The sequence below is a fragment of the Arthrobacter sp. Y3223166 genome, from assembly GCF_059090935.1.
The window spans coordinates 26932-50834 of record NZ_JBNHGE010000008.1 but is presented as its reverse complement, the minus strand read 5'-3'; the positions used below and the strand labels follow the sequence as shown (position 1 = coordinate 50834).

The 23903-nt window shown below is 67.9% G+C and carries 22 protein-coding genes and 3 tRNA genes; 18 read left to right on the top strand and 7 right to left on the bottom strand.

The window, feature by feature from the left end; all coding sequences use genetic code 11:
* Nucleotides 1–32: 32 nt before the first annotated feature.
* A complete protein-coding gene (locus tag AC5RUH_RS06080; RefSeq protein ID WP_494128145.1) occupies nucleotides 33–1040 on the bottom strand; it encodes a hypothetical protein in 1008 nt (335 codons plus the stop codon).
* Between the two features lie 340 nt (nucleotides 1041–1380).
* Here AC5RUH_RS06080 and metG point away from each other — a divergent pair, with 340 nt between their 5' ends.
* Complete coding sequence (metG, locus tag AC5RUH_RS06075) at nucleotides 1381–2940, top strand: methionine--tRNA ligase (RefSeq protein ID WP_494128144.1); 1560 nt, start codon at nucleotides 1381–1383, stop codon at nucleotides 2938–2940.
* A 157-nt stretch (nucleotides 2941–3097) separates the two neighbouring features.
* Here metG and AC5RUH_RS06070 read toward each other — a convergent pair whose 3' ends face one another.
* Nucleotides 3098–3616 (bottom strand): hypothetical protein, encoded by a 519-nt coding sequence (locus AC5RUH_RS06070; protein WP_494128143.1) that lies wholly within the window; start codon nucleotides 3614–3616, stop codon nucleotides 3098–3100.
* Between the two features lie 208 nt (nucleotides 3617–3824).
* The gene (locus AC5RUH_RS06065) at nucleotides 3825–5231 is read right to left on the bottom strand and encodes an APC family permease (protein WP_494128142.1); all 1407 of its coding nucleotides are present in this window, start codon (nucleotides 5229–5231) and stop codon (nucleotides 3825–3827) included.
* A 182-nt stretch (nucleotides 5232–5413) separates the two neighbouring features.
* Between AC5RUH_RS06065 and AC5RUH_RS06060 the strand changes: the two genes are divergently transcribed.
* Complete coding sequence (locus tag AC5RUH_RS06060; protein WP_494128141.1) at nucleotides 5414–5740, top strand: cupin domain-containing protein; 327 nt, start codon at nucleotides 5414–5416, stop codon at nucleotides 5738–5740.
* Between the two features lie 235 nt (nucleotides 5741–5975).
* Nucleotides 5976–7097 (top strand): LCP family protein, encoded by a 1122-nt coding sequence (locus tag AC5RUH_RS06055; RefSeq protein WP_494049789.1) that lies wholly within the window; start codon nucleotides 5976–5978, stop codon nucleotides 7095–7097.
* An 89-nt stretch (nucleotides 7098–7186) separates the two neighbouring features.
* Here the strand turns inward: AC5RUH_RS06055 and AC5RUH_RS06050 are convergent, their stop codons facing one another.
* Entirely contained in the window at nucleotides 7187–8047 is an 861-nt protein-coding gene (locus AC5RUH_RS06050) for a DUF2382 domain-containing protein (RefSeq protein ID WP_494073772.1), read from the bottom strand.
* Nucleotides 8048–8379: 332 nt separating this feature from the next.
* Between AC5RUH_RS06050 and AC5RUH_RS06045 the strand changes: the two genes are divergently transcribed.
* From AC5RUH_RS06045 to AC5RUH_RS06035, 3 genes are all read left to right on the top strand, one after another.
* Nucleotides 8380–9444: a 3-isopropylmalate dehydrogenase gene (locus AC5RUH_RS06045; protein ID WP_494128140.1), complete on the top strand. Its 1065-nt coding sequence runs from the start codon at nucleotides 8380–8382 to the stop codon at nucleotides 9442–9444.
* 64 nt (nucleotides 9445–9508) lie between these two features.
* Nucleotides 9509–10612 carry a branched-chain amino acid aminotransferase gene (locus AC5RUH_RS06040; protein ID WP_494022884.1) on the top strand — a complete coding sequence of 368 codons (1104 nt, stop codon included), beginning with the start codon at nucleotides 9509–9511 and terminating at the stop codon, nucleotides 10610–10612.
* A gap of 58 nt (nucleotides 10613–10670) precedes the next feature.
* Nucleotides 10671–11045 (top strand): DUF1304 family protein, encoded by a 375-nt coding sequence (locus AC5RUH_RS06035; protein ID WP_494073773.1) that lies wholly within the window; start codon nucleotides 10671–10673, stop codon nucleotides 11043–11045.
* 106 nt (nucleotides 11046–11151) lie between these two features.
* On the opposite strand, the gene AC5RUH_RS06030 is transcribed toward AC5RUH_RS06035, so the two are convergent.
* Nucleotides 11152–11772, bottom strand: coding sequence for a hypothetical protein (locus tag AC5RUH_RS06030; protein WP_494025693.1), 621 nt, complete (start codon nucleotides 11770–11772; stop codon nucleotides 11152–11154).
* Nucleotides 11773–11835: 63 nt separating this feature from the next.
* Nucleotides 11836–12234, bottom strand: coding sequence for a DUF7793 family protein (locus AC5RUH_RS06025; protein ID WP_494000018.1), 399 nt, complete (start codon nucleotides 12232–12234; stop codon nucleotides 11836–11838).
* 241 nt (nucleotides 12235–12475) lie between these two features.
* Between AC5RUH_RS06025 and AC5RUH_RS06020 the strand changes: the two genes are divergently transcribed.
* The 10 genes from AC5RUH_RS06020 to AC5RUH_RS05975 all read left to right on the top strand — a co-directional run bounded on the left by AC5RUH_RS06020 (nucleotide 12476) and on the right by AC5RUH_RS05975 (nucleotide 20895).
* Nucleotides 12476–13267, top strand: a complete 792-nt coding sequence (locus AC5RUH_RS06020; RefSeq protein WP_494000017.1) for an MBL fold metallo-hydrolase — start codon at nucleotides 12476–12478, stop codon at nucleotides 13265–13267.
* Between the two features lie 63 nt (nucleotides 13268–13330).
* Nucleotides 13331–14104, top strand: a complete 774-nt coding sequence (locus AC5RUH_RS06015; RefSeq protein WP_494022887.1) for a fumarylacetoacetate hydrolase family protein — start codon at nucleotides 13331–13333, stop codon at nucleotides 14102–14104.
* 4 nt (nucleotides 14105–14108) lie between these two features.
* Nucleotides 14109–14309, top strand: a complete 201-nt coding sequence (locus AC5RUH_RS06010; protein ID WP_494000015.1) for a hypothetical protein — start codon at nucleotides 14109–14111, stop codon at nucleotides 14307–14309.
* A 56-nt stretch (nucleotides 14310–14365) separates the two neighbouring features.
* Nucleotides 14366–15865, top strand: coding sequence for a glutamate--tRNA ligase (gene gltX, locus AC5RUH_RS06005; RefSeq protein WP_494128139.1), 1500 nt, complete (start codon nucleotides 14366–14368; stop codon nucleotides 15863–15865).
* A gap of 142 nt (nucleotides 15866–16007) precedes the next feature.
* Nucleotides 16008–16079, top strand: a tRNA-Gln gene (locus AC5RUH_RS06000).
* Between the two features lie 63 nt (nucleotides 16080–16142).
* Nucleotides 16143–16215, top strand: a tRNA-Glu gene (locus AC5RUH_RS05995).
* 49 nt (nucleotides 16216–16264) lie between these two features.
* Nucleotides 16265–16340, top strand: a tRNA-Glu gene (locus AC5RUH_RS05990).
* Nucleotides 16341–16439: 99 nt separating this feature from the next.
* On the top strand, nucleotides 16440–18230 hold the full coding sequence (locus tag AC5RUH_RS05985) for a dynamin family protein (protein WP_494128138.1): 1791 nt from the start codon (nucleotides 16440–16442) through the stop codon (nucleotides 18228–18230).
* Nucleotides 18227–19837, top strand: coding sequence for a GTPase (locus AC5RUH_RS05980; RefSeq protein WP_494128137.1), 1611 nt, complete (start codon nucleotides 18227–18229; stop codon nucleotides 19835–19837). The genes AC5RUH_RS05985 and AC5RUH_RS05980 overlap by 4 nt, the downstream gene beginning before the upstream one ends.
* Nucleotides 19838–19860: 23 nt before the next feature.
* Nucleotides 19861–20895 carry a thiamine-phosphate kinase gene (locus AC5RUH_RS05975; protein ID WP_494128136.1) on the top strand — a complete coding sequence of 345 codons (1035 nt, stop codon included), beginning with the start codon at nucleotides 19861–19863 and terminating at the stop codon, nucleotides 20893–20895.
* A 7-nt stretch (nucleotides 20896–20902) separates the two neighbouring features.
* Here the strand turns inward: AC5RUH_RS05975 and AC5RUH_RS05970 are convergent, their stop codons facing one another.
* A complete protein-coding gene (locus AC5RUH_RS05970; RefSeq protein WP_493977303.1) occupies nucleotides 20903–21622 on the bottom strand; it encodes an IclR family transcriptional regulator in 720 nt (239 codons plus the stop codon).
* A gap of 148 nt (nucleotides 21623–21770) precedes the next feature.
* Between AC5RUH_RS05970 and leuC the strand changes: the two genes are divergently transcribed.
* Entirely contained in the window at nucleotides 21771–23237 is a 1467-nt protein-coding gene (gene leuC / locus AC5RUH_RS05965) for a 3-isopropylmalate dehydratase large subunit (protein ID WP_493986902.1), read from the top strand.
* Between the two features lie 15 nt (nucleotides 23238–23252).
* Nucleotides 23253–23852 carry a 3-isopropylmalate dehydratase small subunit gene (leuD, locus tag AC5RUH_RS05960; protein ID WP_494128135.1) on the top strand — a complete coding sequence of 200 codons (600 nt, stop codon included), beginning with the start codon at nucleotides 23253–23255 and terminating at the stop codon, nucleotides 23850–23852.
* Nucleotides 23853–23903 lie beyond the last annotated feature (51 nt).

Below are 23903 nucleotides of genomic sequence, written 5' to 3'. Positions count from 1 at the left end.
ACGAGGTCAGGGGTCAGCGTCCAGATCACCGGTTATAGCCCCTGATCTGGCAGCCAAAGGGGGATCTGGTGGATGGCGTCCGCTCCCGCCGTCTGGCCTGAGGCCTTGCGAACCGCCTCGTTGTACTTCCGGACCAAACGCTGCCTGAGCGCATCATCGTCGTCGAGATGGCTCCATCGGACACGGACGATCGTCCAGCCGTCTTCCATCAGACGAGTCTCCCGCTTCCGCTCGTCCAGAATCACTTGGTCCGTGGGGTGATAGGCGCGGTACTTGCTGTCGCCATCGAACTCGAAGATGAGCTTCAGTGCCGGCCAAGCGAAGTCAGCGCGATAAGTGCCCTCCGCCGTCCTGATCTCGTGTTGAAGTACCGGCGGCGGGAAGTTCCAACTGCGCAGTCTCAGCCGCAATCTGGTCTCACCCGCCGATTCGGACCGCCCATCGACGGTGTCGAGCACTTGCCGGACGCGTGTCAGGAAGCGTGATCTGGGGGCGGCGTCCGCCAATTCATGCATCCGTTCGAGGCTCGCACCGAGCTGGAGGGCCGAATCGGCGATGACCACGGCGGGCTCGAACTGCAGCGACCGCGCGCAGTCCAGGACCGTCCGCTCGCGGGATGTGACGCGGATGCCCCCGTACAGGATCCGCACGTCTCGGTCCGGAACCTGATGGGTGTGCCGTACCACCCCCGTTCCAGCGGACTTCTCGCCACGGCGGCCGCGCTGGATCACATGGATTTCAGGCGGCGCGTTCCAGATGTGCAGGCCCCACAGCCGTGCGGCCGAAGCATGGCTGTAAACAAGGTTGCCGTCGGAAGCCGCGTGGTGGGCTTTAATCATCAGCACCTGCTGGTCCCACGGTTTTTGCGCCCGCCAGTATTCCTCCGAGATGTAGATGCCGCGCCGCAGGCGGTGCAGGATCCTGCGGCGCACGGCGGCAGTAATCTGGCGTTCCTCGATCCCGTGTTCGCGCAGTTCCCGGTAGCTGACTAGCCGGTCAATGCGACATTTCTGTCCGAGACTGCCGATGAGTTCGTCCATCGGACCAACGTGCCCCAACTCCCGCCCGCCGTCGATCCCGGCGGCCCATCTGTGGATAAAGCACGACGGCGGCGCACCTCGCCTGGCGGCGCTGCCGCCGCCCTCGACGGCTGCCTCGCCTCGCCGGGTGTGGCACTGCCCATGCCAGGCCACGGCCCAAGCTGCTTGCCGCCGGCGGCACCGTGCCAAGCCATGGCCCGCGCTGCCTGCGTGCTTACGGCACCGCTCCAGGCCAAGGCCGGCCCCCGCCCCGCCTCACCCGCGGCTACCGACCTACCACGCACCTACCGCGGGCGTCGCACATTTCGACACCGCCGAACGCAGAGGGTAATTTCATAGGGTGACCGCATCCGAGCCCAAGCCCCCGTTCTACATCACCACGGCCATCACGTACCCCAACGGCGTGCCGCATATCGGCCATGCCTACGAGTACATTGCGACCGACGCGATGGCCCGCTTCAAGCGACTGGACGGCTACGACGTCATGTTTCTGACGGGCACGGACGAGCACGGCATGAAGATCGCCCAGACCGCCGCCAAGGAGGGCATGACCCCGAAGGAATTGGTGGACCGGAACACCGCGGCCTACAAGGCGGCCCATCAGGTCCTGGAGATCTCCTACGACCGGTTCATCCGCACCACCGATGCCGACCACTACGCTGCCTCTCAGGCCATCTGGAAGAAGATGGAAGAGGCCGGGGACATCTACCTGGGCAAGTACGAGGGCTGGTACTCGGTCCGCGACGAGGCCTACTACGCCGAGGACGAGACCGAGCTCCGCGACGACGGCAAGCGCTACTCCATCCAGACCGACACCGAACTGACCTGGACCGAGGAGGAGAGCTACTTCTTCCGGCTCTCCAACTACCAGGACAAACTGCTCAAGCTCTACGAAGACCACCCCGATTTCGGCGCCCCGCGCAGCCGCTTCAACGAGGTCATCAGCTTCGTCAAGGGCGGCCTGGAGGACCTGTCGATCTCCCGGACCACCTTCGACTGGGGCGTGCCCGTGCCGGGCAACGACAAGCACGTCATGTACGTCTGGGTCGACGCCCTGACCAACTACCTCACCGGCGTCGGCTACCCGGACACGGAGTCGGAATCGTTTAAGAAGTTCTGGCCGGCCGACGTCCACGTGATCGGCAAGGACATCTCCCGCTTCCACGCGGTCTACTGGCCCGCCTTCCTGATGTCGGCCGGGCTGGAACTGCCCAAGCGCGTCATGATCCACGGCTTCCTGAACAACAACGGCGTGAAGATGTCCAAATCGCTGGGCAACGTGGTCGCTCCCGCCGAATGGGTGGCGCAGTACGGCCTGGACCAGGTGCGCTTCTTCCTGCTGCGCGAAGTTCCCTTCGGCGCCGACGGCTCCTACAATCACGACGCCGTGGTCGGCCGGATGAACGCGGACCTGGCCAACAACCTGGGCAACCTCGCCCAGCGGTCGCTGTCCATGGTGGCGAAGAACTGCGAGGGCAAGGTCCCGCAGCCCGCGACGCTCGCCGCCGAGGACCATGAACTGCTGGCCCGCGCCGAGCGCCTCCTCGAGAAGTCCCGGGCGGCCTATGAGGTCCAGGATTTCCACGGGTCGCTCGAAGCCATCTGGACCGTGCTTGGCGACACCAACGCGTACTTCGCGGAGCAGGCCCCGTGGGTGCTGCGCAAGACGGATGTGGAGCGGATGAACACCGTGCTCTACGTGACGCTCGAGGTGCTGCGCATCGTTTCCATCCTGGTCCAGCCGGTCATGCCGACCGCGGCCGGCAAGCTGCTGGACGTGCTGGGACAGGACGACGACGGCGCCCGCGACTTCGCTGCCATCGGCACGGCTTTGGTGCCGGGCACCCCGCTGCCGGCGCCCACGCCGATCTTCCCGAAGTACGAAGAACCGGCCGGCTAGCCGATCGTCGTGGGGCAGGAAGCGGCTGCCGGGTAGCCCTAGCCGCCCGGCTGGAAACGGCTGCCGGGTAGCCTAGCCGCCCGGCTGGAAGCGCCAGCCGGGTAGCCCTAGCCGCCCGGCTGGAAGCGCCGGCCGTCTGGCCCCCGGCCGGTTGGCCCTACCCGCCCGGCTGGAAGCGCCGAGCCGCGGTCGCGGCCATGATCCGCTCCACCCGTCTCTGCTGGTCCGCAGCCTGGGCCTCGAGTTCCTGGAAGCGGGTGGCGTCCAGCCGGCGGTCCCTGGGCGCCAGAACGGTCAGGACCTGCCACATGCACTGCTTGCCGCGCAGGGCGGACATCAGTGATTCGAGTTCCAGTTGGGCGCCCACCCCGCCCGAAGCGCGCGTGGGGTTGAGCGGGTTCACCTTGCTGGCAATGGCGCCGGCCATCGAGCCGAGCTGCTTGAGCTTGTTGCGCCGGTAACCGAAGCTGCGGTGCAGGGCCTTCAATTCCTTGCGCTCTGCGGACACCTCGTCGCGCAGCTTCCGGAACTCGGCCTCCTCCGGTGTTCCCGCCCACGACTGGCGGACGGCGTCGAACAGCTGCACGCCCGCAGCCGCGCCCAGCAGATGGTAGTCCAGATAGGCGGCGAGGTTCTCCTGGTCCAGGGTCCCGGTCCGGTGTTTCTTGGCGGCCATGGCCTTCCTTCCTGCTGGCTCTCATTCGCCCGCGGCCGGTCTCAGAAGGCCGCCGGCGTCGTCGTCACGCGGACGGCCTCCGCCGTCGTTGTTTCACTGTCCTTACCCACCCATGCCCCAGGTCAATCGCCCGGGCTCCGTCAATCGGCGGCTTCGGACGATCGCTGTGCGATCAATTCACCCGGTTCGCTCCGGACGCCCGGTCCCGTCAACCGCCCAGTTCCTCCGGGCTGCGGAACCTCGTCTTCCTGCCGTACGCGCCGCGGTTCCAGAGCCAGGTGAGCAGCCACAGCACCAGGCCGAGACCGAGCAGCAGGCCGGCAATCTGGTATTCGATCGGATCCTGCGCCCACGGGCCCACCAGGAAGAGGCAGGTGGCCATCCCGAGGTAGGGCAGCACGGTGGGGGTCCGGAAATGTTTGCGGTCGACCGGTTTGCGGCGCAGGACCAGCACCGCCAGGTTCACGATCGTGAAGACGCCCAGCAGCAGCAGGGCAGTGGTGCCGCCCAGCGCGGCGATGGTGTCGGTGCCCATCACGTTGGTGACCACAAAGATCAGGACGAACGCAATGAGCGTGGTGAAGATGATGGAGGCCCAGGGGGAGCGGCGGTTGGGGTGGACCTTGCCCAGGAACCGCGGCAGCACGTCCTGCCGGGCCATGCCGTAGAGCAGGCGGCTGGCCATCAGCATGTTGATCAGCGCGGTGTTGGCCACGGCGAACATGGACAGGAACGGGTAGATGACGTCCACCGGGAAGCCCGGCGCGCCGACCGACACTACTTCCAACAGCGGCGTCGGGCTTTCCGACAACTGCCCGATGGGCACGATGGCCACCGCGGTGATGGACACCAGCACGTACACGATCACCGTGATGCCCAGACCCGTGAGCATGACCTTGGGGAAGGTGGTGACCGGGTCCTTGGTCTCTTCGGCCATGTTCACCGAATCCTCGAAGCCCACGAAGGAGAAGAACGCCAGCGAGGTGGCGGCGGTGATGGCCAGGAAGACGCCCTTGTCCTCCGAGGTCTCGAACACCATGACCCGGCTGAAGTCGACATTGCCCTGGCTCATGGCCCAGAAGCCGATGAAGATCACGATTAGCAGCCCGGTGAACTCCACTACCGTCAGGACCACGTTGAACTTCACCGACTCGCTGACGCCGCGGAAGTTGATTCCCGCCAGGACGGCCATGAAGACAATCGCCACCCAGGTCACGCCGGTCTGGTTCCAGTCCAGGTTGAACCCGGCGATGAAGTTTTCACCCAGGAACTTGGCGGCGGTGGAGGCAGAGGTGATGCCGGAACTGAGCACGGCGAACGTCACCAGGAAGGTGAGGAAATGGACGCCGAAGGCCTTGTGCGTGTACAGCGCGGCCCCGGCGGCCTGCGGGTACTTGGTGACGAGCTCCAGGTAGGAGAACGCGGTGATGGTGGCCACGACGAACGCGAGCAGCAGCGGGGCCCACGCCGCGCCGCCCACCTCGCCGGCCACCTGTCCGGTCAGCGCGTAGACGCCCGTGCCCAGGATGTCACCCACGATGAACAGGAGCAGGAGTTTGGGTCCTATGGCCCGTTTCAGCTCCGGTTGTTTTTCGGTTGTGGTGGAACCGCTCATGCCTTTCCTCCGTCCACACGGCGCTCTGCACTGCTCTGTCCCGCCAACGTAGCATCAGGCCCTGCCGCTGTCTCCGCCGTGGCGGCCGCCGGGGAAGCGAACGGCTGGATCGCCGTTCCCCTGGGACCGCCGGCGCGCAGTCGGTAGAGTGTCGGCTACCCGCTGACCGGAAGGCCGCTCCGATGACCTACAAAGCCCTGTCCCTTGCCAGCCTGCGTCCCGCCTCGGGAGCCGCCGTCTTCCGTGGCAGCGAACACGGCGCCCACGCATCCTTCTTCGTGAACTCGCGCGGTGCCGAACGCCACCGCCATCCCTATGAGGAAATCTTCGTACTGCTCGACGGCGAGATCGACTTCACGATCGACGGCCAGTCCGGCCATGCGGGCGCGCAAACGGTGATCGTCATCCCGGCGTACGCCTGGCACGAGTTCACGGCCACCACCGGGGACGGCGTCAGGATGGTAAACATCCACCCCGTCGCGGAGATGCAGACCGAATGGGCCAGGTAGCTGCCCGCCGGCGCATGCCGGAGACGGGGGCGCCGGGCTGGTCCCGCCACGGGCCCGGGCCCGATGGCAGTGGGCAGGTACCCTCCCACGGGCGAGCCGCGGCGGTGGGAAGGGCACCCGCTGACGCCCCCTTGAGGAGAACATCGGTCCGACGGGAAGGGCTGTCTCGGCGGGCGCACAGACGTCGCGCGGTGAAACCTTTGCACAGCGGCCGGGTAAGCGGGAACATAAAGCCATGAAACTTGCCCGCCTCGCAGCGCTCCCGCTCGTATCCCTTCTCCTGCTGACCGGCTGCGCGCCGAAGGCCGAGCAGCCCCGTCCGCTGCATTCGGCAACTCCCAGCCCCAGCATGGTGGAGACCGGCGAGATGCCCGAACCCCTGGCGGAGCTGGCGACGGCCATCTACGAGGGCGGCGACGTGGCTGCCAACAAGCTGGCTGCCGGTGCGCTCGCCGGCCGGACTCCGGTCGAAACCAAAACCACCGTCAAGGCCGCGACCGGTGAATGGAACGGGCAGGACATGGCCGTCCTGACCTCCGGCGACGACGTGACCCTTGCCGTAGACAAGGACGGAACGTGGACTGCAGTGGGCGGCTGGTGGCCTTCTCTCGACGTGAACAAGACGGTTCTGGGCGGCAAGCGCCACGTCCTGCTCATAGGCTCCGACGCCCAGAAGAGCAAGGGCGAGAAGGTTCGCGAAGCCCGCGCCGACGCCCTCCAGGTAATCGGCGTGGACGGCAAGGGCGGAGGCGGCATCCTGGGCATCCCGCGGGATCTCTGGGTGGACATGCCAGGCGGCGGCCAGGCGAAGATCAACGCGGCCATGATGCGGGGCGGACCCAAGGCGCAGCAGAAGGTCGTGGCGGACGTGACCGGCCTGAAGGTGGAGGGCTACATCCTCACCGGTTTCAGGCAGTTCGAGGACCTGGTGGATGAAATCGGCGGCGTCACCATTGACGCCCCGATCCCGGTGCTGGACGTCAAGGCGGGAAAGAGCAAGCTCGACGGTGAGACGGCGCTGGACTACGCCCGGGAGCGGAAAACCCTGCGCAACGGCGACTTCGGCCGCTCCGCGCACCAGGGGGTACTGTTGCTCGGATTCGCCGCCATGGCCAAGATGAGCGGACCGGCCGGGCTGGTGGACCTGCTCACCGCCGCCGATCCGCTGGTCGAGACCAACCTGAGCGCGGAGCAGGCGCTGACGCTCGGCGCCTGGGTCTACAAGACAAAGCCGGCCAAGGTCGGGCACCAAGTCCCCGAGCCCGGCTTCGGCTACAGCGCGGACGGTCAGTACATGCTGCCCATGGATGCCAAGACGCGCAAAATCTTCGATTCCTTCGCTGACGGCGATCTTTAGGCGGCCCTGGCCACCCGCCATGCCGGGGCGAGCGAAAGGCCGGGGCGGGAATGCTCCCTGCCCCGGCCTTTCGCGTCGGCCAGCCCCCGCTAGCGGCGGGTGTCGGTGTCTGTGCCGTCAGTCTCGATGCGTTCCTTACGCACTTCTTCGTCGACCCTGACCTCGTCGGTGACGGTGTCCTTCTCAAGCCGGACCCGTTCGACCGGGACGGTCTCCTTCTCCACGACGGGCCGTTCCTCGTGGAGCGTGACCTCGTGTTCCTCGTCGCTCAGGTCCGGGCCGGACATGGCGTCGCCGCGGTTGGCATCGGTGATCGGTTCGCGTTCGATGCGGACTTCCTCGCGCTGGACCGGCACGGTCTGGGTGACATTCTCGGTGGTGACGTACTTGCGCAGCCTGGCCCGGCCCGTCGCCTGCTTCTCGGTACCGACATGCAGGCGCTCCTCGGAGCGGGTCATGGCGTCGTCGGTAGTGGGACCGGAGGTGTCCCGGCCCACCGTGCCCGGGGCGTCCTCGGTGTACGTGCCGCGGGTATCGTCGGTGCCGTACTGCCCGGTAGTGCCGGTGCCCGTGCCGGCAGCGGTGTAGTCGGTGTCCCGGCCGGTCGTGGCGTCGGTATAAGTCCGCCCGCCGCCGCCCAGCTGATAGTGCGCGTAGAGCCGGTCCTCCTCTGCGGGCTCAAGGTAGCCGTCCACGTCGACCCGCGGGGCGTCCTTGATCTGGTCCTTGGTGTAGGGGACCACAATGTCGTCACCCTCCACGCGTGCCGCTTCGAGCGGGACGAAAGTTTCGGAGGAGCCGAACAGGCCGGTCTTGGCCGTCACCCACGTGGGGCGGCCGCTGTCATCATCGGCGTAGACCTGGCCGATGGAGCCGATTTTGTCTCCGTCAGTCGAAACGACGTTTCCGCCGCGGCTGAGCAGGTTGTTGATTTGTTCTTGGGCGAGCATGGTATCTCCTTCTCGATCGATGTCTTTTGGAGGGTACGGACGCCCGTGTTGAGCGTGATCCGTGCGGCCCTTAACGATTTAACCTAAGCATGCTTATTAATCTTTGGCAAGGCCCGGAGGGGGCGCAGCAGCATGTGCCGGTGGTGCTTGTCCTGGCATGGCAGTTGATGGGAAAGGCGCCCTCCGGTCTGCCGCGGCCGAGGGCGGAGCCGAAAGGTTGCCATCGCGCAGTTCCACCTTTAAGTCGCCACCCTTGCTGCACAAAACCCCGAGGTGTTCACATTTTGGGACGGTTTGCCCAGAATGTGGAATGGTTTCCTAAACTTGAAGCCATGAGCGCAGCAGCAAAGGCATTCTCCCTGGCAGTCATTCCCGGCGATGGCATCGGACCGGAGGTCGTGGCGGAGGCGGTAAAGGTCCTCACGGCGGCCACTGCCGACGGCGGCGCCACCTTCGACCTGACCGAGTACCCGCTGGGCGCCGAGCACTGGCTGGCCACCGGCGAGACCCTGCCCGAGGAGACGCTGGAGCGGCTCCGCAAGCATGACGCGATCCTCTTCGGCGCCGTCGGCGCCGCCCCCGGCGACACCCGGATTCCGTCCGGCGTCATCGAGCGGGAGATGCTGCTCAAGCTGCGCTTCTCCCTCGACCACTACGTGAACCTGCGCCCGGCGAAGCTGCTGCCCGGCGTCCCCAGCCCGCTGGCAAACCCGGGCGAGGTGGACTTCGTCGTCGTCCGCGAAGGAACCGAAGGGCCCTACGTGGGCAACGGCGGCGCGCTGCGCGTGGGCACTCCGCATGAAATCGCCACCGAGGTCTCGGTCAACACCGCCCACGGCGTGGAGCGCGTGGTCCGCGATGCCTTCCGCCGCGCGTCCGGCCGCCGCAAGAAGCTCACCCTGGTGCACAAGCACAACGTGCTGGTCCACGCCGGGCACCTGTGGCGGCGCACCGTGGAGACGGTCGGCGCCGAGTTCCCGGACGTTGCCGTCGACTACCTGCACATCGACGCGGCCACCATCTTCATGGTCACGGACCCGGCCCGCTTCGACGTGATCGTCACCGACAACCTGTTCGGCGACATCATCACCGACCTGGCCGCCGCCATCACCGGCGGCATCGGCCTGGCGGCGTCCGGGAATATCAACATGGACCGCACCGCTCCGTCCATGTTCGAGCCGGTTCACGGCTCCGCGCCGGACATCGCCGGCCAGCAGAAGGCCGACCCCACGGCGGCCATCCTGTCCGTGGCCCTGCTGCTGGAGCACCTGGGCCTCGCCGGCGCGGCCGCCCGCGTGCAGCAGGCGGTGGAGCACGACGTCGCAACCCGGGGGAGTGCCTCCCGCACCACTGCGGAAATCGGCGATGCGATCACCGCCGCTTTGGCAGTAGGGTAGTTAACGGTTACTAACCAGAATCATTATTTGACGCACAAGGGCGTGCCCTCACCGCGGAGGAACCATGACTGAACCCCTCGAATTCACCCAGCAGCTCTCGGAGCGTCCGAAGAGCGCCGAGGAGCGCGCCGCCATCTTGGCGAACCCGGGCTTCGGCAAGCACTTCACGGACCACACGGCCGTCGTCGACTACAAGGTCGACGCCGACGGCACGGGCAGCTGGTCGAATGCGCGGATCGAGCCGTACGGGCCCATCATGATGGATCCTGCCGCCGCGGTGCTGCACTACGGCCAGGAGATCTTCGAGGGCCTGAAGGCCTACCAGCACGACGACGGGTCCGTCTGGACCTTCCGGGCCGAGGCCAACGCCGCCCGCCTGAACACCTCGGCGCGCCGGCTGGCCCTTCCGGAGCTGCCGGAGGAAACCTTCATCGAGTCCCTGCGCCAGCTGGTCACCACCGACAAGGCGTGGGTGCCCTCCGGCGACGGCGAAGCCCTGTACCTGCGCCCGTTCATGATCGCCACCGAGGCGTTCCTGGGCGTTCGCCCCGCCCACGAGGTGTCCTACCGCGTGATCGCCTCGCCGGCCGGGAACTACTTCGGCGGCGAGCTCAAGCCGGTGTCCATCTGGCTCTCCGAGCGCTACTCCCGCGCCGGCGAGGGCGGCACCGGGGAGGCCAAGTGCGGCGGCAACTACGCCGCGTCCCTGGCCGCGCAGCTGGAAGCCGAAGCCAACGGCTGCCAGCAGGTGCTCTTCCTGGACAAGTTCAACGACAACGCCATCGAAGAACTCGGCGGGATGAACGTGTTCTTCGTGTTCAAGGACGGCAGCCTGGTCACCCCGGAACTGAACGGCCACATCCTGCACGGCGTCACCCGTTCCTCGGTGATCGAGCTGGCCAAGGACCGCGGCCTGGACGTGCAGGAACGCAAGATCACCATCGACGAATGGCGCGACGGCGTGGCGGCGGGGGACATCACCGAAGCCTTCGCCTGCGGCACCGCCGCGGTGATCACCCCGATCGGCGAGCTGAAGGCCGACGGCTGGAGCATCGCCTCGCCGAGCGCCGGGTCCGGCGACGTGTCCATGTCCATCCGCCAGGAGCTGCTCGGCATCCAGACAGGCGCCGTGGAGGACTCCCGGGGCTGGCTCACCCGCCTGGCCTGACCGCCGCCTGGCCTGACCGCCGCTTCCGTTCGGGCCCCGGCCGGGCCACACTGGGTCCATGACGGTGGCGGCGTACGTCTTGGCGGCGCTCTTCGGAGTGATGCTGATTGCCGTTGGCGCGGCGGAGGCCTTCTTCTACCGCGACCAGCGCTTCCACCGGTTGTTCCTCATCCGGCCCGAGGACGTGGGCGCGGTGCGGCTGTGGACCATCAACGTGGGCTTTTACAACATGGCCTGGGGGCTGGGCGCCCTGGCCGGCGTGATCATCGCCGCCGGCGGCAGCCCGGCCACCGGCGAGACCATCATCGTCTTCACCTGCATCGCCCACGTGATCCTCGGGGCCGTGCTCTGGTTCTCGGAACGCCGCCTGTGGCAGAGTGCGCTGGCCCAGTCGCTCCTGCCGCTGGCGGTCCTGCTCCTGTTGTTCCTCTGACGCAGGACCACGACGGCGGGGCACACCTTCGACGCCCGCCCACCTTCCGACGCCCGCCCACCTTACCTTCCGGCGTACCCCCGGGGAGCGCCGGAAGGTGCTGCGGCTAACCCTTCCGGGCGGCTGCCTTGCGCTCTGCGGCCTTTCGAGCCTTCTTGGAGACGGGCTTGAGCGCTTTGCGCTCGGCCTCTTCGGCGGCGATCCGGTTCTTGCGGGCATCCACCAGGTCGTTCCACAGGGCGGTGGCGAAGCTGCCGCCGTCCCGCGCGTAGACCTCGTACGGGAACGAAGCGAAAATGCCGGCCGGCGCCGCCGTCCCCGGGAGTTTCTTCCCGCTCTTCAGCGCGTAGGCGTCGCCGAGGGCCCAGGTCTCCGACAGGAAGCGGGCCAGGTTCTCGCGGATAAACACATTGGCGTCCGGGGCCTCGGCAGCCTGTTCCAGCAGGGCCTGCAGCCGGGAGGACGCCAGGGCCGCTGCGGCTTCGGCGGCATCCGCGCCGCCCGCGGCGGCGGCCTCGAGCTCGGCGGAGAACTCTTGCACGGCGGTTTCCCAGTCGGTCGTCTCGCGGTTTTTCTGCCAGGTGGGGAACCACACGATGTCCCCGTTGGCGTGGTTATGAATGTGCTGCATCCCGCTGTTGCGCTCGGCCACCGCATGGTCGTGCTCGGCCACGTCATATTCGGCCAGCAAATCGGCCAGGGACGTGGTGTTCTGGGTATCCGCCATGGGGTTTTCCTATCCTGCAGCTGCAAATGGTTCCATCAAGGGCAACCCAGCCGCAGCCCGGACTTATTCCGTCTCCACCCCGGCAAGGCGTCCGGCATGCGTCGCCAGCCACTGACGCGCCGCGGCCTCGTCGTCGAAATATCCCGTCGGGAAGTCGTCCTTGGCGAAGATCCGCACGAAGAAGCTGGCGAGCACCCGGTCGACGGCCCCGTTGCCGAGCACCGCGAGGGCGACGCACGGCGTGAAGGTATCTGCGATCAGCCGTGCCTCCGGAGTCACCCAGCGCACGCCGGCCATTTTCAGCAGCACCGCCACCCGCCGGTCCCCGGCGACGTCGAAGAGGTGGTCGACGACGTGCTGCGCGAGCTCGGCACCGACGCTGAGGCCGCGCCGGACAGTCAACACCAGGAGGCCATCCCGGCCCAGCTGCACGTCGTACGGTGAGTGGACTTCCGTCAGCACTGATCCTCCATCCGGCCGGGAAGATGCGCGCATCGCCCGGCCCTCGTCCGGCCGCCGTTGGCGGGACTGCAGGTGCCCAGCGTAGCGAACATGGTCAAGCCACCGGTACGGGCCCGGCAAGTATGACGGATGCCGTCCGGCCCGGGGGATGATGAGGGCCGTGGCAACCTCCCGGGGCGCCGGCCACCAACGGCCGCCTCCCCGGGGCGCCGGCCTGCGGCGCCGGGCGGGGAGTGCGAGGATGAATCCTGTGACCGCTGAACTGAATCCCTCCCTTGTCCGCAGCAGTGAACTGACCCGGTACCGGCTGGCCCCCAACCCGGGGCCGATGAGCCTGGACGGCACCCAGTCCTACCTGATCGCCGCCCCGGGGAACGGGGGAGTGGCAGTTGTCGATCCCGGGCCGCTGGACGAGGAGCACTTGGCTGAGCTGGCGGCAGTGGGGAAGGTGGAACTGGTCCTGATTACCCACCACCACATCGATCACATCGAAGCGAGCGAACGCTTCCACGAACTGACCGGCGCTCCCGTGCGTGCCTTGGACGAAGCACTCTGTTACGCCGCCGAACCGCTGCGGGACGGCGAGGTGGTTCGGGCGGCCGGCGTCGACATCCGCGTGCTGGCCACACCGGGCCACACGGCGGACTCGGTGAGCTTCCATCTTCCCGACGACGGACCTCACGGCTCAGTGCTCACCGGCGACACCATCCTGGGCCGCGGCACCACCATCATCGCCTACCCGGACGGCAGGCTCGGCCCGTACCTGGCTTCGCTGGCCCGGCTGGAACTCCTCGGTCCGGCGAAGGTCTTGCCCGCGCACGGCGGCACGCTTCCGGACCTGTCGGCCATCTGCCGCGAGTACGCCGACCACCGCCGGCTCCGCCTGGACCAGATTCGCGCCGCACTGGAGCACCTCGGCGCCGACGCGACCGTCGACGCGGTGACCGACCATGTCTACGCCGACGTCGATCCCGCGGTCCGCTTCGCCGCCGAATCCTCCGTCGCCGCCCAGCTCGAATACCTGCGCGGTTGAGAGGTGCAGGTTCGGGCCCGTCCCATTTGAAATCCGCGGGCGGGAAACCAGTAGGCTAAACCCATGCGCATAGCCCGGTTTGTCCTTGAATCCGACCCCCAGTACGGCATCGTCGAAGGCGAGGAGGGGAGTGAGCAGATTACCGTCATCGCCGGCGACCCGTTCTTCAACGGCATCCAGCCCACCGGTGCCCAACACAAGCTCGAGGACGTGCGGTTGCTCGCCCCGATCATTCCGCGCAGCAAGGTGATCGGCATCGGCCGCAACTACGCCGACCACATCCAGGAAATGGGCAACGAGACGCCGGCCGCCCCGTTGATGTTCCTCAAGCCCAACACCTCGGTGATCGGCCCGAACGAGCCGCTGGTCCTGCCTGAGTTCTCCGACGAAGTCTCCTACGAGGCCGAACTCTGCGTGATCATCGGCCGGATCTGCAAGGACGTCCCGGTGGAGCGCGTGGACGAGGTCATCTTCGGCTACACCTGCGGCAACGACCTGACCGCCCGGGACGCGCAGCGCACCGACAACCAGTGGGCCCGCGCCAAGGGATTCGACGGCTCGGCCCCGCTCGGCCCGTGGATCGAGACCGAACTGGACACCGAAGACCTGGCCATCCGCGGCCGGCTCGACGGAGAGCTGAAGCAGGAGGGCAATACCTCGCAGATGATCTGGGGCGTCAAGGAACTGGTCTCCTACGCCTCCCAGGCCTTCACCCTGCTCCCCGGCGACGTCATCATGACCGGCACCCCCTCCGGCGTCGGCACCATCGAATCCGGCCAGCGCTACGAGGTTGAGATCGAGGGCATCGGCACCCTGTCCAACACCGCCCGCCGCTGATCCCATGCCGGCACGCCGCCGCTCCTTCGGAGTCTTCGCGCTGGGATCGCTGGCCACGTTTTCCGTGGCGGCCCGGGCCACCCACTACTGGGGCGGCCCGGACTGGCTGGCGGGGACGTTCCTGGCGGTCGGCATCCTGCTGGCGCTCTATTACCTCTACCGATACACCGCCGGTTCGCGCCGGAAGAAGCCGCGCAAGAAGTAGCCGGGCCTCCGGCCCGGCCAGCGGCAGTGGCTTGGCAGACTAAACTGGAGCACATCATGACTACTGCTGCTGCCATCCCCACTGTTGACGACGAAACTCCCGTCCGTGTGCGCTTCTGCCCGTCTCCCACGGGCACGCCGCACGTCGGACTGATCCGCACCGCCCTGTTCAACTGGGCCTACGCCCGGCACACGGGCGGCACCATGGTGTTCCGGATCGAGGACACGGACGCCGCCCGCGACAGCGAGGAAAGCTATCAGCAGCTCCTGGAAGCGCTGAAGTGGCTGGGCATCACGTGGGACGAGGGCGTGGAGGTCGGCGGGCCGCATGAGCCGTACCGCCAGTCCCAGCGCGGCGGCATCTACCAGGGCGTCATCGCGAAGCTGAAGGAGGCCGGCCACCTCTACGAGTCCTATTCCACCCCGGAAGAAGTCGAGGCCCGGCACAAAGCCGCCGGCCGCGACGTCAAGCTGGGCTACGACAACTTTGACCGGGACCTGACACAGGACCAGATTGCCGCGTTCAAGGCCGAGGGGCGCGAACCGGTGCTGCGCGTGCGGATGCCGGACGAGGACATTACCTTCACGGACCTGGTGCGCGGGGAGATCACCTTCAAGGCCGGCAGCGTGCCGGACTTCGCCGTCGTCCGCGCCAACGGCAAGCCGCTCTACACTCTGGTCAACCCCGTGGACGACGCACTGATGGGCATCACCCACGTTCTGCGCGGCGAGGACCTGCTGTCCTCGACTCCTCGCCAGATCGCGCTCTACCGGGCCTTGGTGGACATCGGCGTGGCCCGCTACATGCCGTTGTTCGGCCATCTCCCGTACGTGATGGGCCAGGGCAACAAGAAGCTTTCCAAGCGCGATCCCGAGTCCAACCTGTTCCTGCACCGGGAGCGCGGTTTTATCCGGGAGGGCCTGCTCAACTACCTCTCGCTGCTGGGCTGGTCGCTGTCCGCCGACGAGGACATCTTCACCATCGACCAGATGGTGGAGGCCTTCGACATCCACGACGTGCTGGCGAATCCGGCGCGCTTCGACCTGAAGAAGGCCGAGGCCATCAACGGGACCCATGTGCGCCTGCTTGAACCCGGCGACTTCAAGCTCCGGCTGATCCCTTACCTGCAGCATGCCGGCCTGGTCGGGGAGTCGTTGACGGAACGCGAGCAGATGATCCTGGCCGACGCCGCGCCGCTGATCCAGGAGCGCATCACCCTGCTGGGCGAGGCGCCGGAGATGGTGGCATTCCTCTTCAAGAACGACGACGAGATCGAGGTCGCCGACGACGCGCGCAAGGGCCTGCCCGAGAACCTGACGGAAGCCCTGGACGCCGCGCTGGCCGCGCTGGAGCCGCTCGAGGAGTGGACGGCAGAGAACATCCAGGCGGCCCTGCGATCGGCCCTGGTCGAGGGCCTGGGGCTGAAGCCGCGGCTGGCCTTTGGGCCGGTGCGCACCGCGGTCTCCGGGCGTCGGATTTCGCCGCCGCTTTTCGAGTCCATGGTGATCCTGGGCAAGGACTCCTCCCTGGCGCGGATCAAGGCCTTCCGCGGCTGAGCGCGCCCCGGGCGACGCGCCGCCCGGCTGCCGCGCGTTGCTCGTTTTGCACTTTCGAGCAGGCATCCGGTAAAGTAATTACTCGTGCTGAGGCGCCAGGGAATGGGTAAAAGCCCGTTTCCACCGGCTCCGAAAGTGCCAGTGGGATATGGTGTAATTGGCAACACAACGGTTTCTGGTACCGTCATTCTAGGTTCGAGTCCTGGTATCCCAGCGCTACAGTCTCCGCTCCGGCGGGGACTGGATTGTGTGGAGCGAAAACTCCGCGCAAACCTACGGCCCCATCGTATAGCGGCCTAGTACGCCGCCCTCTCACGGCGGTAACGCGGGTTCGAATCCCGCTGGGGTCACGGTCCGCAAGGACAAGGCAGTGCAGGCCTTCAACTGTGCAAGCTATGCGGCCCCATCGTATAGCGGCCTAGTACGCCGCCCTCTCACGGCGGTAACGCGGGTTCGAATCCCGCTGGGGTCACCAACAGCCGGTCCCGGACATCCCGTCCCGGACCGGCTTTTTGTATGCCCCGAAGAACCAGGCCTACGGCCCGCCGTGGCAGGGTTGGCGGCTCCTGCTGGCATGATAGGAACCGTGACAAGCAGGTTGCCCGAGGGCCAGGACAGGGGAGCGGCGGACGCCGTCGTGCTCTTGGAACAAAGCCGGGGCGCGCTTGAAGCGGTCCAGTTGCCGCTAAACGTTCCCGGTGCCGCCGCAGCCCGCGGAGCCGTCGCCGCCGCCATTGCCCAGTTGAACGACTACATTCTGCCCCGCTACCGCACGCTGGAAGCCCCGCTGCTGGCCGTCGTGGGGGGATCCACCGGCGCCGGGAAATCGACGCTCGTCAACGCGGTGGCGGGCTTTCCGGCCACCCGTGCCGGGGCGATCCGGCCCACCACACGCCAACCCGTCCTGCTGCATCATCCGGGCGACGCGGCATGGTTTTCGGATCGGCGGATCCTGCCCGGCCTCAGCCGAATCACCGGAACGCCGGCGCCGGCCACCGCCGACAGGCAGGCCCACAATCCGGCACCGGCCGGCGAACCTGCCGGAACCTCGCTGGTGTTGCTCGCCCACAACAGCATTCCCGCGGGCATAGCGCTGCTCGATGCACCGGATATCGATTCGATTGCCGACGAGAACCGGCGGCTGGCCGGACAACTGCTGGCCGCCGCCGACCTGTGGATTTTCGTGACCACCGCCAACCGGTACGCCGACGCCGTGCCGTGGGCGCTGCTCCTGGACGCCGCACAGCGGGACATCGAAGTGGCGGTCGTGCTGGACCGGGTACCGGAAGAAGTTGAGCGTGAAGTCCGCGCCGACCTGGCCGGTCTGCTGCAGCGGCAGGGTCTCGCCGCGGCCCGCCTGTTTGTCATCCTCGAGTCCCGGCTGGACGAACGGGGCATGCTCCCGGCCGGCGCCGTCGATCCCCTCCGGGAGTGGCTCCAGGAACTCGCCGCCGACGCCTCCGGCCGGGCAGACATCGCCCGGCGCACCCTCGGCGGGGCGGTGCGTTCACTGGCCGCGACGGTCGGGTCAGTCGCCGATGCCGTCGATGACCAGCTTGCCGTCGGCCAGCGACTGCGCACCGTCGTGGAAGACTCCTACGAGGCGGCGACCACGCGGGCTCTCGCGGCCACGGAGGACGGAACGCTCCTCCGGGGCGAGGTGTTGGCGCGCTGGCAGGACTTTGTCGGCACCGGAGAATTTTTCCGGGGTATCGAGAGCGGCATAGGCCTGCTGCGGGACCGGATCGGCGCGTTCTTTTCCGGCAAACCCGCTCCCTCCGTCGAAGTCGAGGAAGCCATCGAGTCCGGGCTGCAGGCCGTCGTCGTCGAGGCGGCGGCCGCCGGCGCGGAGGAGGCCGACGCGCGCTGGCGGACAGACCCGGCCGGGCAGGGCCTGCTCGGACGCGAAGACCTGTCGACTCCCAGCGCGGGCTTTGCGGACGAGGTAGCCCGCGAAATCCGGGCGTGGCAGGCAGACCTGCTGGACCTGATCCGCAGCGAGGGTGAGAGCAAGCGCTTCACCGCGCGCATGCTCTCCTTCGGAGTCAACGGCCTAGGGGTAGCGCTGATGGTGGTGATATTCGCGGCCACCGGAGGGCTGACCGGCTTGGAAATCGGCGTGGCGGGCGGAACGGCCGTGGTGGGCCAGAAGCTGCTGGAAGCGGTCTTCGGCGAGGACGCCGTACGCAGGCTGGCGCGCAAGGCCCGCGCCGAGCTGCAGGAGCGAACGCGCAGGCTCATGCGCGCCGAAGCGGAGCGCTTCCTGGCGCGGATCCCTGAGGTGGAGGACGCAGGGACCATGCGCGCACTGGAAGGGCGGCTGCACGCGCTGGGGGCAAAGACGGACACGGGAGCCCCGGATTGAGCCGCCACCGGGGCCAGCCCGAGACCTCCCTGCTGCAGACACGGCTGGATGCCTTGAACACGGCCGCCGAGCTCGCCGCCGGGGTGCTGCCGGAAGCGGAACTCGCACCCGTCACCGAAGTCCTGGAACGGGCCAGCACCCGCCGCTCCCTGTCCGCCGAGCACACCGTGGTGGGCTTTTTCGGTGCGACCGGCAGCGGAAAGTCCTCCCTCTTCAACGCCGTATCCGGCACCCGCCACGCCACCGTCGCGGCACGCCGCCCCACCACGTCCGAAGCAATGGCGGGAATTTGGGGAACGGCCGGCAGCGAACCGCTGCTGGACTGGCTGCAGGTAGCCAACCGGCACGTGGTGGACGACGGATCCTTCGCCGGGCACGGCGGCCTGATCCTGCTGGACCTGCCGGACTTTGATTCCACCGCCGTCGAGCATCGCGCCATCGTGCAACGGTTCGCCGGCCAGGTCGACGTACTGGTCTGGGTGCTGGATCCGCAAAAGTACGCCGATGCCGCCGTGCACCAGGGATTTTTGCGCCCGTTGGCCTCGCACGATGCGGTGACGCTGGTGGTGCTGAACCAGGTGGACCGGCTGGCCGAGGGACAGCTGCAACCGGTCCTGGGGTCGCTGAGGGAGATTTTGCTGCGGGACGGACTCGCCCGGGTGGATGTCTACCCCGTCTCCGCGACGACGGGGACCGGCCTTGCCGAGCTGACGGCAGCCATCACGGCCTTTGCCGACAAGCGGCAGGCCGCGGCCGAGCGGCTGCTCGCCGACGTCAGGAAGGCGGCCCAAGCGCTGGCCGTTGAACCCGGGGCAGAGCCGGCAGGCGTCAGCAAGGCGGCCAGGAACACGTTGGCCGAGCAGTTGGCGCAGGCGGCAGGCGTGGAAGCGATCAGCGACGCCGTGGGGGCCTCCTACCGGCGGCGGGCGCATGCCCGGACCGGATGGCCGGCGGTCCGCTGGCTCGGAAAGCTGCGCCGCGACCCGCTCAAGCGGCTCAACCTCGACCGCAAGGACGTTAATCCGCTGCTGAACCGCTCGTCCATGCCGGCCCCGGGCCCCGCCCAGCGGGCGCAGGCCGACAAGGCCATCCGTCAGTTCGCCGACCGCGCCGGTGAAGGCGCCGCCGCCCCCTGGCGCGCGGCCATCCGCCGGGCGGCACGATCCGCGGAGGAAACGCTTCCGGACGACTTGGACCAGGCCCTGGTGGGCACGGACCTGCGCTCCGACCGTGCGTCGTGGTGGTGGCCGGTTTTCGGCCTGCTCCAGTGGCTCGCCCTCGCAGCCGCCTTGGCCGGAGCGCTCTGGCTCCTTGGCATCGCCGCGCTGGGCTACCTGCAGTTTGCGGTCCCTGAGACACCAACGGTCGAAGGCTTCCCGGTGCCGACCTTGTTGCTGGCCGCCGGGATCCTCGCCGGGGTGGTGCTGGCGCTGGCATCGGGCGTGATCGCGCGGTTCGTGGCCCGTGCCCGGGCCGCAAATGCGCGGCGGCGGCTCCGGGACGCTGTTGCGCGGGTCGCGGAAGAGCGGGTGGCACGGCCGGTCGAAGAAGCGGTGGCCCGGCACCGGGCATTCAGGCAGGCAGTGCTGAGGGCGTCCGGCGAGTGACGTCCCGGGGGAGCCGCGGGGCCATGGACCCGGCAGACGAGATACAAGGAGAACGCAAAAGATTGGCCGCTGAACTGACTGTCAACGATCTGGACGAAGGCTCGCTTCTGGAAAGGATTTTCCCGCGCCTCGGCCCCGCCCGCGTCCCGGTCGGGCCGGGCGATGACGCTGCCGTGATCGAGGCACCCGATGCCCGCACCGTCATCTCGATCGACACACTGGTCCAGGACCAGGACTTCCGGCTTGAGTGGCCCTCCGGCTACCGGACGACGGGCTACGACGTCGGATGGAAATCCGTCGCGCAGAACCTCTCGGACATAAATGCCATGGGAGCCGTGCCGACGTCACTGGTCATCAGCCTGACCCTGCCCGGTGCGACGCCGGTGGCATGGGTCGAGAGCCTGGCCGACGGCGTGGCCGATGCCCTGCGGAAACTGGGGGCGGGCCGGTGCTCCGTCGTGGGCGGTGATCTTGGCCGCGGCGAGTCGATCGTGGTCACGGCTGCCGTTACCGGGGACCTCGAAGGCCGCAGCCCGGTCCTGCGCAGCGGCGCGCGTCCCGGCGACACCGTCGCGGTGGCCGGCACGCTGGGGCGCGCGGCGGCCGGACTGGCGCTGCTCGAAAGCCCGGTTTTCGACGACGGGGCCCCGGCTCCGCTGCGAGAGCTCGCCGGAATCCAGTCCCGGCCGGTGCCTCCGCTGAGCGCCGGCCCCGCTGCGGCCGAATGTGGCGCGACCGCCATGATGGACATCTCGGATGGCCTGCTCCGTGATGCGGCGCGGTTGGCCCGCGCCAGCAGTGTCGCGGTAAACCTTGAGTCGGCGCAGTTGCGGCACTTTGCCGCACCCTTGGACGAGGCAGCGGCCCTGGTGGGGGCGGAGCCCAGCGACTGGGTCCTCGGCGGCGGCGAAGACCATGGCCTGCTGTGTACCTTCCCAGCAGCACAAACCCTGCCGGCGGGGTTCGCCGCCATCGGAGTGGTCGGCGGCGGGAAGGATACGGTGACCCTCGACGGCGTCCCCGTCCGGGTTCGGGGATGGGACCATTTCAGGGGCTGAAGCGCTGCTAGTCGTTGGTCTTTCGCAGGGCTTCGGTCAGTTGGGCGGCCGCGTTGCAGACCACCTCGGCATGCAGCCGGCCGGGTTGCCGCGTGAGCCGCTCGATCGGCCCGGAAATGGAAACCGCGGCGATGACCCGCCCGGACGGACCGCGGACCGGGGCGGAAACCGACGCCACGCCGGGTTCGCGCTCGCCCAGGCTCTGGCCCCAGCCGCGGCGGCGGACGCCGGCGAGGACTGTCGGGGTGAAGCGCGCCCCATGGAGTCCTTCGAGCAGCCTCTCGTGGTCTTCCCAGGCCAACAGCACCTGGGCGGCGGAGCCGGCCTTCATCGAAAGCTGTGTCCCCACCGGAATAGTGTCCCGCAATCCGATCGGCCGCTCGGCCGAGGCGACGCATACCCGCGAATCGCCCTGCCGGCGGAAAACCTGGGCGCTCTCACCCGTGGCATCGCGGAGGTTCATGAGCACCGGACCGGCGGCGGCTATGAGCCGGTCTTCGCCGGCGGCCGCGGCTAATTCGACCAGCCTGCTGCCCAGGACAAACCTGCCCTGCATGTCCCGGCTGACCAGCCGGTGGTGGACCAGCGCCAAAGCGAGCCGGTGGACGGTGGGCCGGGCCAGGCCGGTGGCGGCCACCAGTTGGGCCAGGGACGTGGGTCCGGCCTCCAGGGTGTCCAGCACCATGGCCGCCTTGTCGATGACGCCGACACCGCTAGGATTGTCCATAAGCTGATATTCTCATCTCAATATATGAGATGCAAGTCGATTGACTGGCGGGCGGGCAGCCTCGCTGGAAGAGTTAAAGCACACACTTGGTGCGGGCCTCCCGGCGGGAGAAAAAGCCTGCGTTGGTATTGATGGAGGAGATCTGGCCATGGCCGGTAACACTGCGGGCAAGACGCTCGCCGAAAAAGTCTGGGATGCACACGTGGTGCGCCACGGCGACGGTGAAGGCGCGGCGCGCCAGCCCGACCTCCTCTACATCGACCTTCACCTGGTACACGAGGTCACGTCGCCGCAGGCCTTCGAGGGCCTGCGCCTGGCGGGGCGCGGGCTGCGCCGCCCGGACCTGACCATCGCGACCGAGGACCACAACACCCCCACGCTGGATATCGACAAGCCGATCGCCGACCCGACCAGCCGCACCCAGATCGAGACGCTGCGCACCAACTGCCGTGAATTCGGGGTCCGGCTGCACTCGCTCGGGGACGCCGAGCAGGGGATCGTGCACGTGGTGGGTCCCCAGTTGGGACTCACCCAGCCCGGCATGACGGTGGTGTGCGGCGACTCGCATACCTCCACCCACGGTGCCTTCGGTGCCCTGGCATTCGGCATCGGGACCTCCGAAGTTGAGCACGTCATGGCGACCCAGACGCTGTCGCTGAAGCCGTTCAAGACCATGGCCATCAACGTCGAGGGAACGCTGCGCCCGGGGGTGACCGCCAAGGACATCATCCTGGCGGTCATCGCCAAGATCGGAACCGGCGGCGGCCAGGGCTACGTGCTGGAGTACCGTGGCTCCGCCATCCGTGCCCTGAGCATGGAAGCCCGGATGACCATCTGCAACATGTCCATCGAGGCGGGCGCCCGCGCCGGCATGGTCGCGCCGGACCAGACCACCTTCGACTACCTCAAGGGCCGGCCGCACGCCCCGGAGGGCGCCGACTGGGACGCCGCCGTCGAAAATTGGCAGACCCTGCGTACCGACGACGACGCGGTGTTCGACGCCGAGGTCTTCCTGGACGCCGATACGCTGGAGCCGTTCGTCACGTGGGGGACCAACCCCGGACAGGGCGTTTCCCTGTCGGAAGCCGTGCCGTCGCCCGACGACTTCGCCGACGAGAACGCCAAGGCAGCCGCGGAACGTGCGCTGGCCTACATGGGTCTCGAAGCCGGCACCCGCATGAAGGACATCCCGGTCGACACCGTCTTCCTGGGCTCCTGCACCAACAGCCGCATCGAGGACCTGCGCATCGCGGCGGACATCATCCGCGGCCGGGCCAAGGCGCCGAACGTGCGCATGATGGTGGTGCCCGGGTCTGCCCGTGTCCGCCTGGAAGCAGAGGCCGAAGGCCTGGACAAGGTGTTCAAGGAGTTCGGCGCCGAGTGGCGGTTCGCCGGCTGCTCCATGTGCCTGGGCATGAACCCGGACCAGCTGGCCCCGGGCGAGCGCTGCGCGTCCACGTCCAACCGGAACTTCGAGGGCCGGCAGGGCAAGGGCGGGCGGACGCACCTGGTATCGCCGGTAGTGGCGGCCGCCACCGCAGTCAGGGGCACGCTGAGTTCGCCCTCGGACCTGGACCCGGTCAACAACGACGCCGTCTCGCGGCCTGCCGCCTAAGGAGCCTGAAGAATCATGGAGAAGTTCGCCACCCATACCGGCATCGGGGTCCCGCTGCGGCAGTCCAACGTGGACACCGACCAGATCATCCCGGCGGTGTACCTCAAGCGGATCACCCGGACAGGCTTCGAAGATGCCCTGTTCGCAGCCTGGCGCAAGCACGAGGACTTTATCCTCAACCAGGAGCCGTTCAGCCGCGGCTCCGTTCTCGTGGCCGGCCCGGATTTCGGGACCGGTTCCTCGCGCGAACACGCGGTCTGGGCTTTGAAGGACTACGGGTTCCGCGTCGTCCTCTCCTCCCGGTTCGCCGACATCTTCCGCGGGAACTCCGGCAAGCAGGGGCTGCTGGCCGCCGAGGTCGCCCAGGATGACATCGAGCTGATCTGGAAGGAACTGGAGAACCACCCGGGCACCGAAATCACGGTGGACCTCGAGTCGAAGACCGTCACGTGCGGCACCATCACCGCGCCGTTCGAGATCGACGACTACACCCGCTGGCGGCTGCTCGAAGGCCTGGACGATATCGGGCTGACCCTGAAGCATGAGGCGGAAATCACCACCTACGAGGCCACCCGCCCGTCCTGGAAGCCGACGACCCTCCCGGCAAAAGTCTGAGGACACGCGCCCTGGCGCGAATCGGCGCCGTCGAGGGAGCCGTTCCGGCTC

Coding starts and splice junctions, on each gene's coding strand:
- AC5RUH_RS06080 (WP_494128145.1), bottom strand. CDS start 1,040: ATGGACGAACTCATCGGCAGTCTCGGACAGAAATGTCGCATTGACCGG.
- AC5RUH_RS06070 (WP_494128143.1), bottom strand. CDS start 3,616: ATGGCCGCCAAGAAACACCGGACCGGGACCCTGGACCAGGAGAACCTC.
- AC5RUH_RS06065 (WP_494128142.1), bottom strand. CDS start 5,231: ATGAGCGGTTCCACCACAACCGAAAAACAACCGGAGCTGAAACGGGCC.
- AC5RUH_RS06060 (WP_494128141.1), top strand. CDS start 5,414: ATGACCTACAAAGCCCTGTCCCTTGCCAGCCTGCGTCCCGCCTCGGGA.
- AC5RUH_RS06055 (WP_494049789.1), top strand. CDS start 5,976: ATGAAACTTGCCCGCCTCGCAGCGCTCCCGCTCGTATCCCTTCTCCTG.
- AC5RUH_RS06050 (WP_494073772.1), bottom strand. CDS start 8,047: ATGCTCGCCCAAGAACAAATCAACAACCTGCTCAGCCGCGGCGGAAAC.
- AC5RUH_RS06045 (WP_494128140.1), top strand. CDS start 8,380: ATGAGCGCAGCAGCAAAGGCATTCTCCCTGGCAGTCATTCCCGGCGAT.
- AC5RUH_RS06040 (WP_494022884.1), top strand. CDS start 9,509: ATGACTGAACCCCTCGAATTCACCCAGCAGCTCTCGGAGCGTCCGAAG.
- AC5RUH_RS06035 (WP_494073773.1), top strand. CDS start 10,671: ATGACGGTGGCGGCGTACGTCTTGGCGGCGCTCTTCGGAGTGATGCTG.
- AC5RUH_RS06030 (WP_494025693.1), bottom strand. CDS start 11,772: ATGGCGGATACCCAGAACACCACGTCCCTGGCCGATTTGCTGGCCGAA.
- AC5RUH_RS06020 (WP_494000017.1), top strand. CDS start 12,476: ATGAATCCTGTGACCGCTGAACTGAATCCCTCCCTTGTCCGCAGCAGT.
- AC5RUH_RS06015 (WP_494022887.1), top strand. CDS start 13,331: ATGCGCATAGCCCGGTTTGTCCTTGAATCCGACCCCCAGTACGGCATC.
- AC5RUH_RS06010 (WP_494000015.1), top strand. CDS start 14,109: ATGCCGGCACGCCGCCGCTCCTTCGGAGTCTTCGCGCTGGGATCGCTG.
- gltX (WP_494128139.1), top strand. CDS start 14,366: ATGACTACTGCTGCTGCCATCCCCACTGTTGACGACGAAACTCCCGTC.
- AC5RUH_RS05985 (WP_494128138.1), top strand. CDS start 16,440: ATGATAGGAACCGTGACAAGCAGGTTGCCCGAGGGCCAGGACAGGGGA.
- AC5RUH_RS05975 (WP_494128136.1), top strand. CDS start 19,861: ATGGACCCGGCAGACGAGATACAAGGAGAACGCAAAAGATTGGCCGCT.
- AC5RUH_RS05970 (WP_493977303.1), bottom strand. CDS start 21,622: ATGGACAATCCTAGCGGTGTCGGCGTCATCGACAAGGCGGCCATGGTG.
- leuC (WP_493986902.1), top strand. CDS start 21,771: ATGGCCGGTAACACTGCGGGCAAGACGCTCGCCGAAAAAGTCTGGGAT.
- leuD (WP_494128135.1), top strand. CDS start 23,253: ATGGAGAAGTTCGCCACCCATACCGGCATCGGGGTCCCGCTGCGGCAG.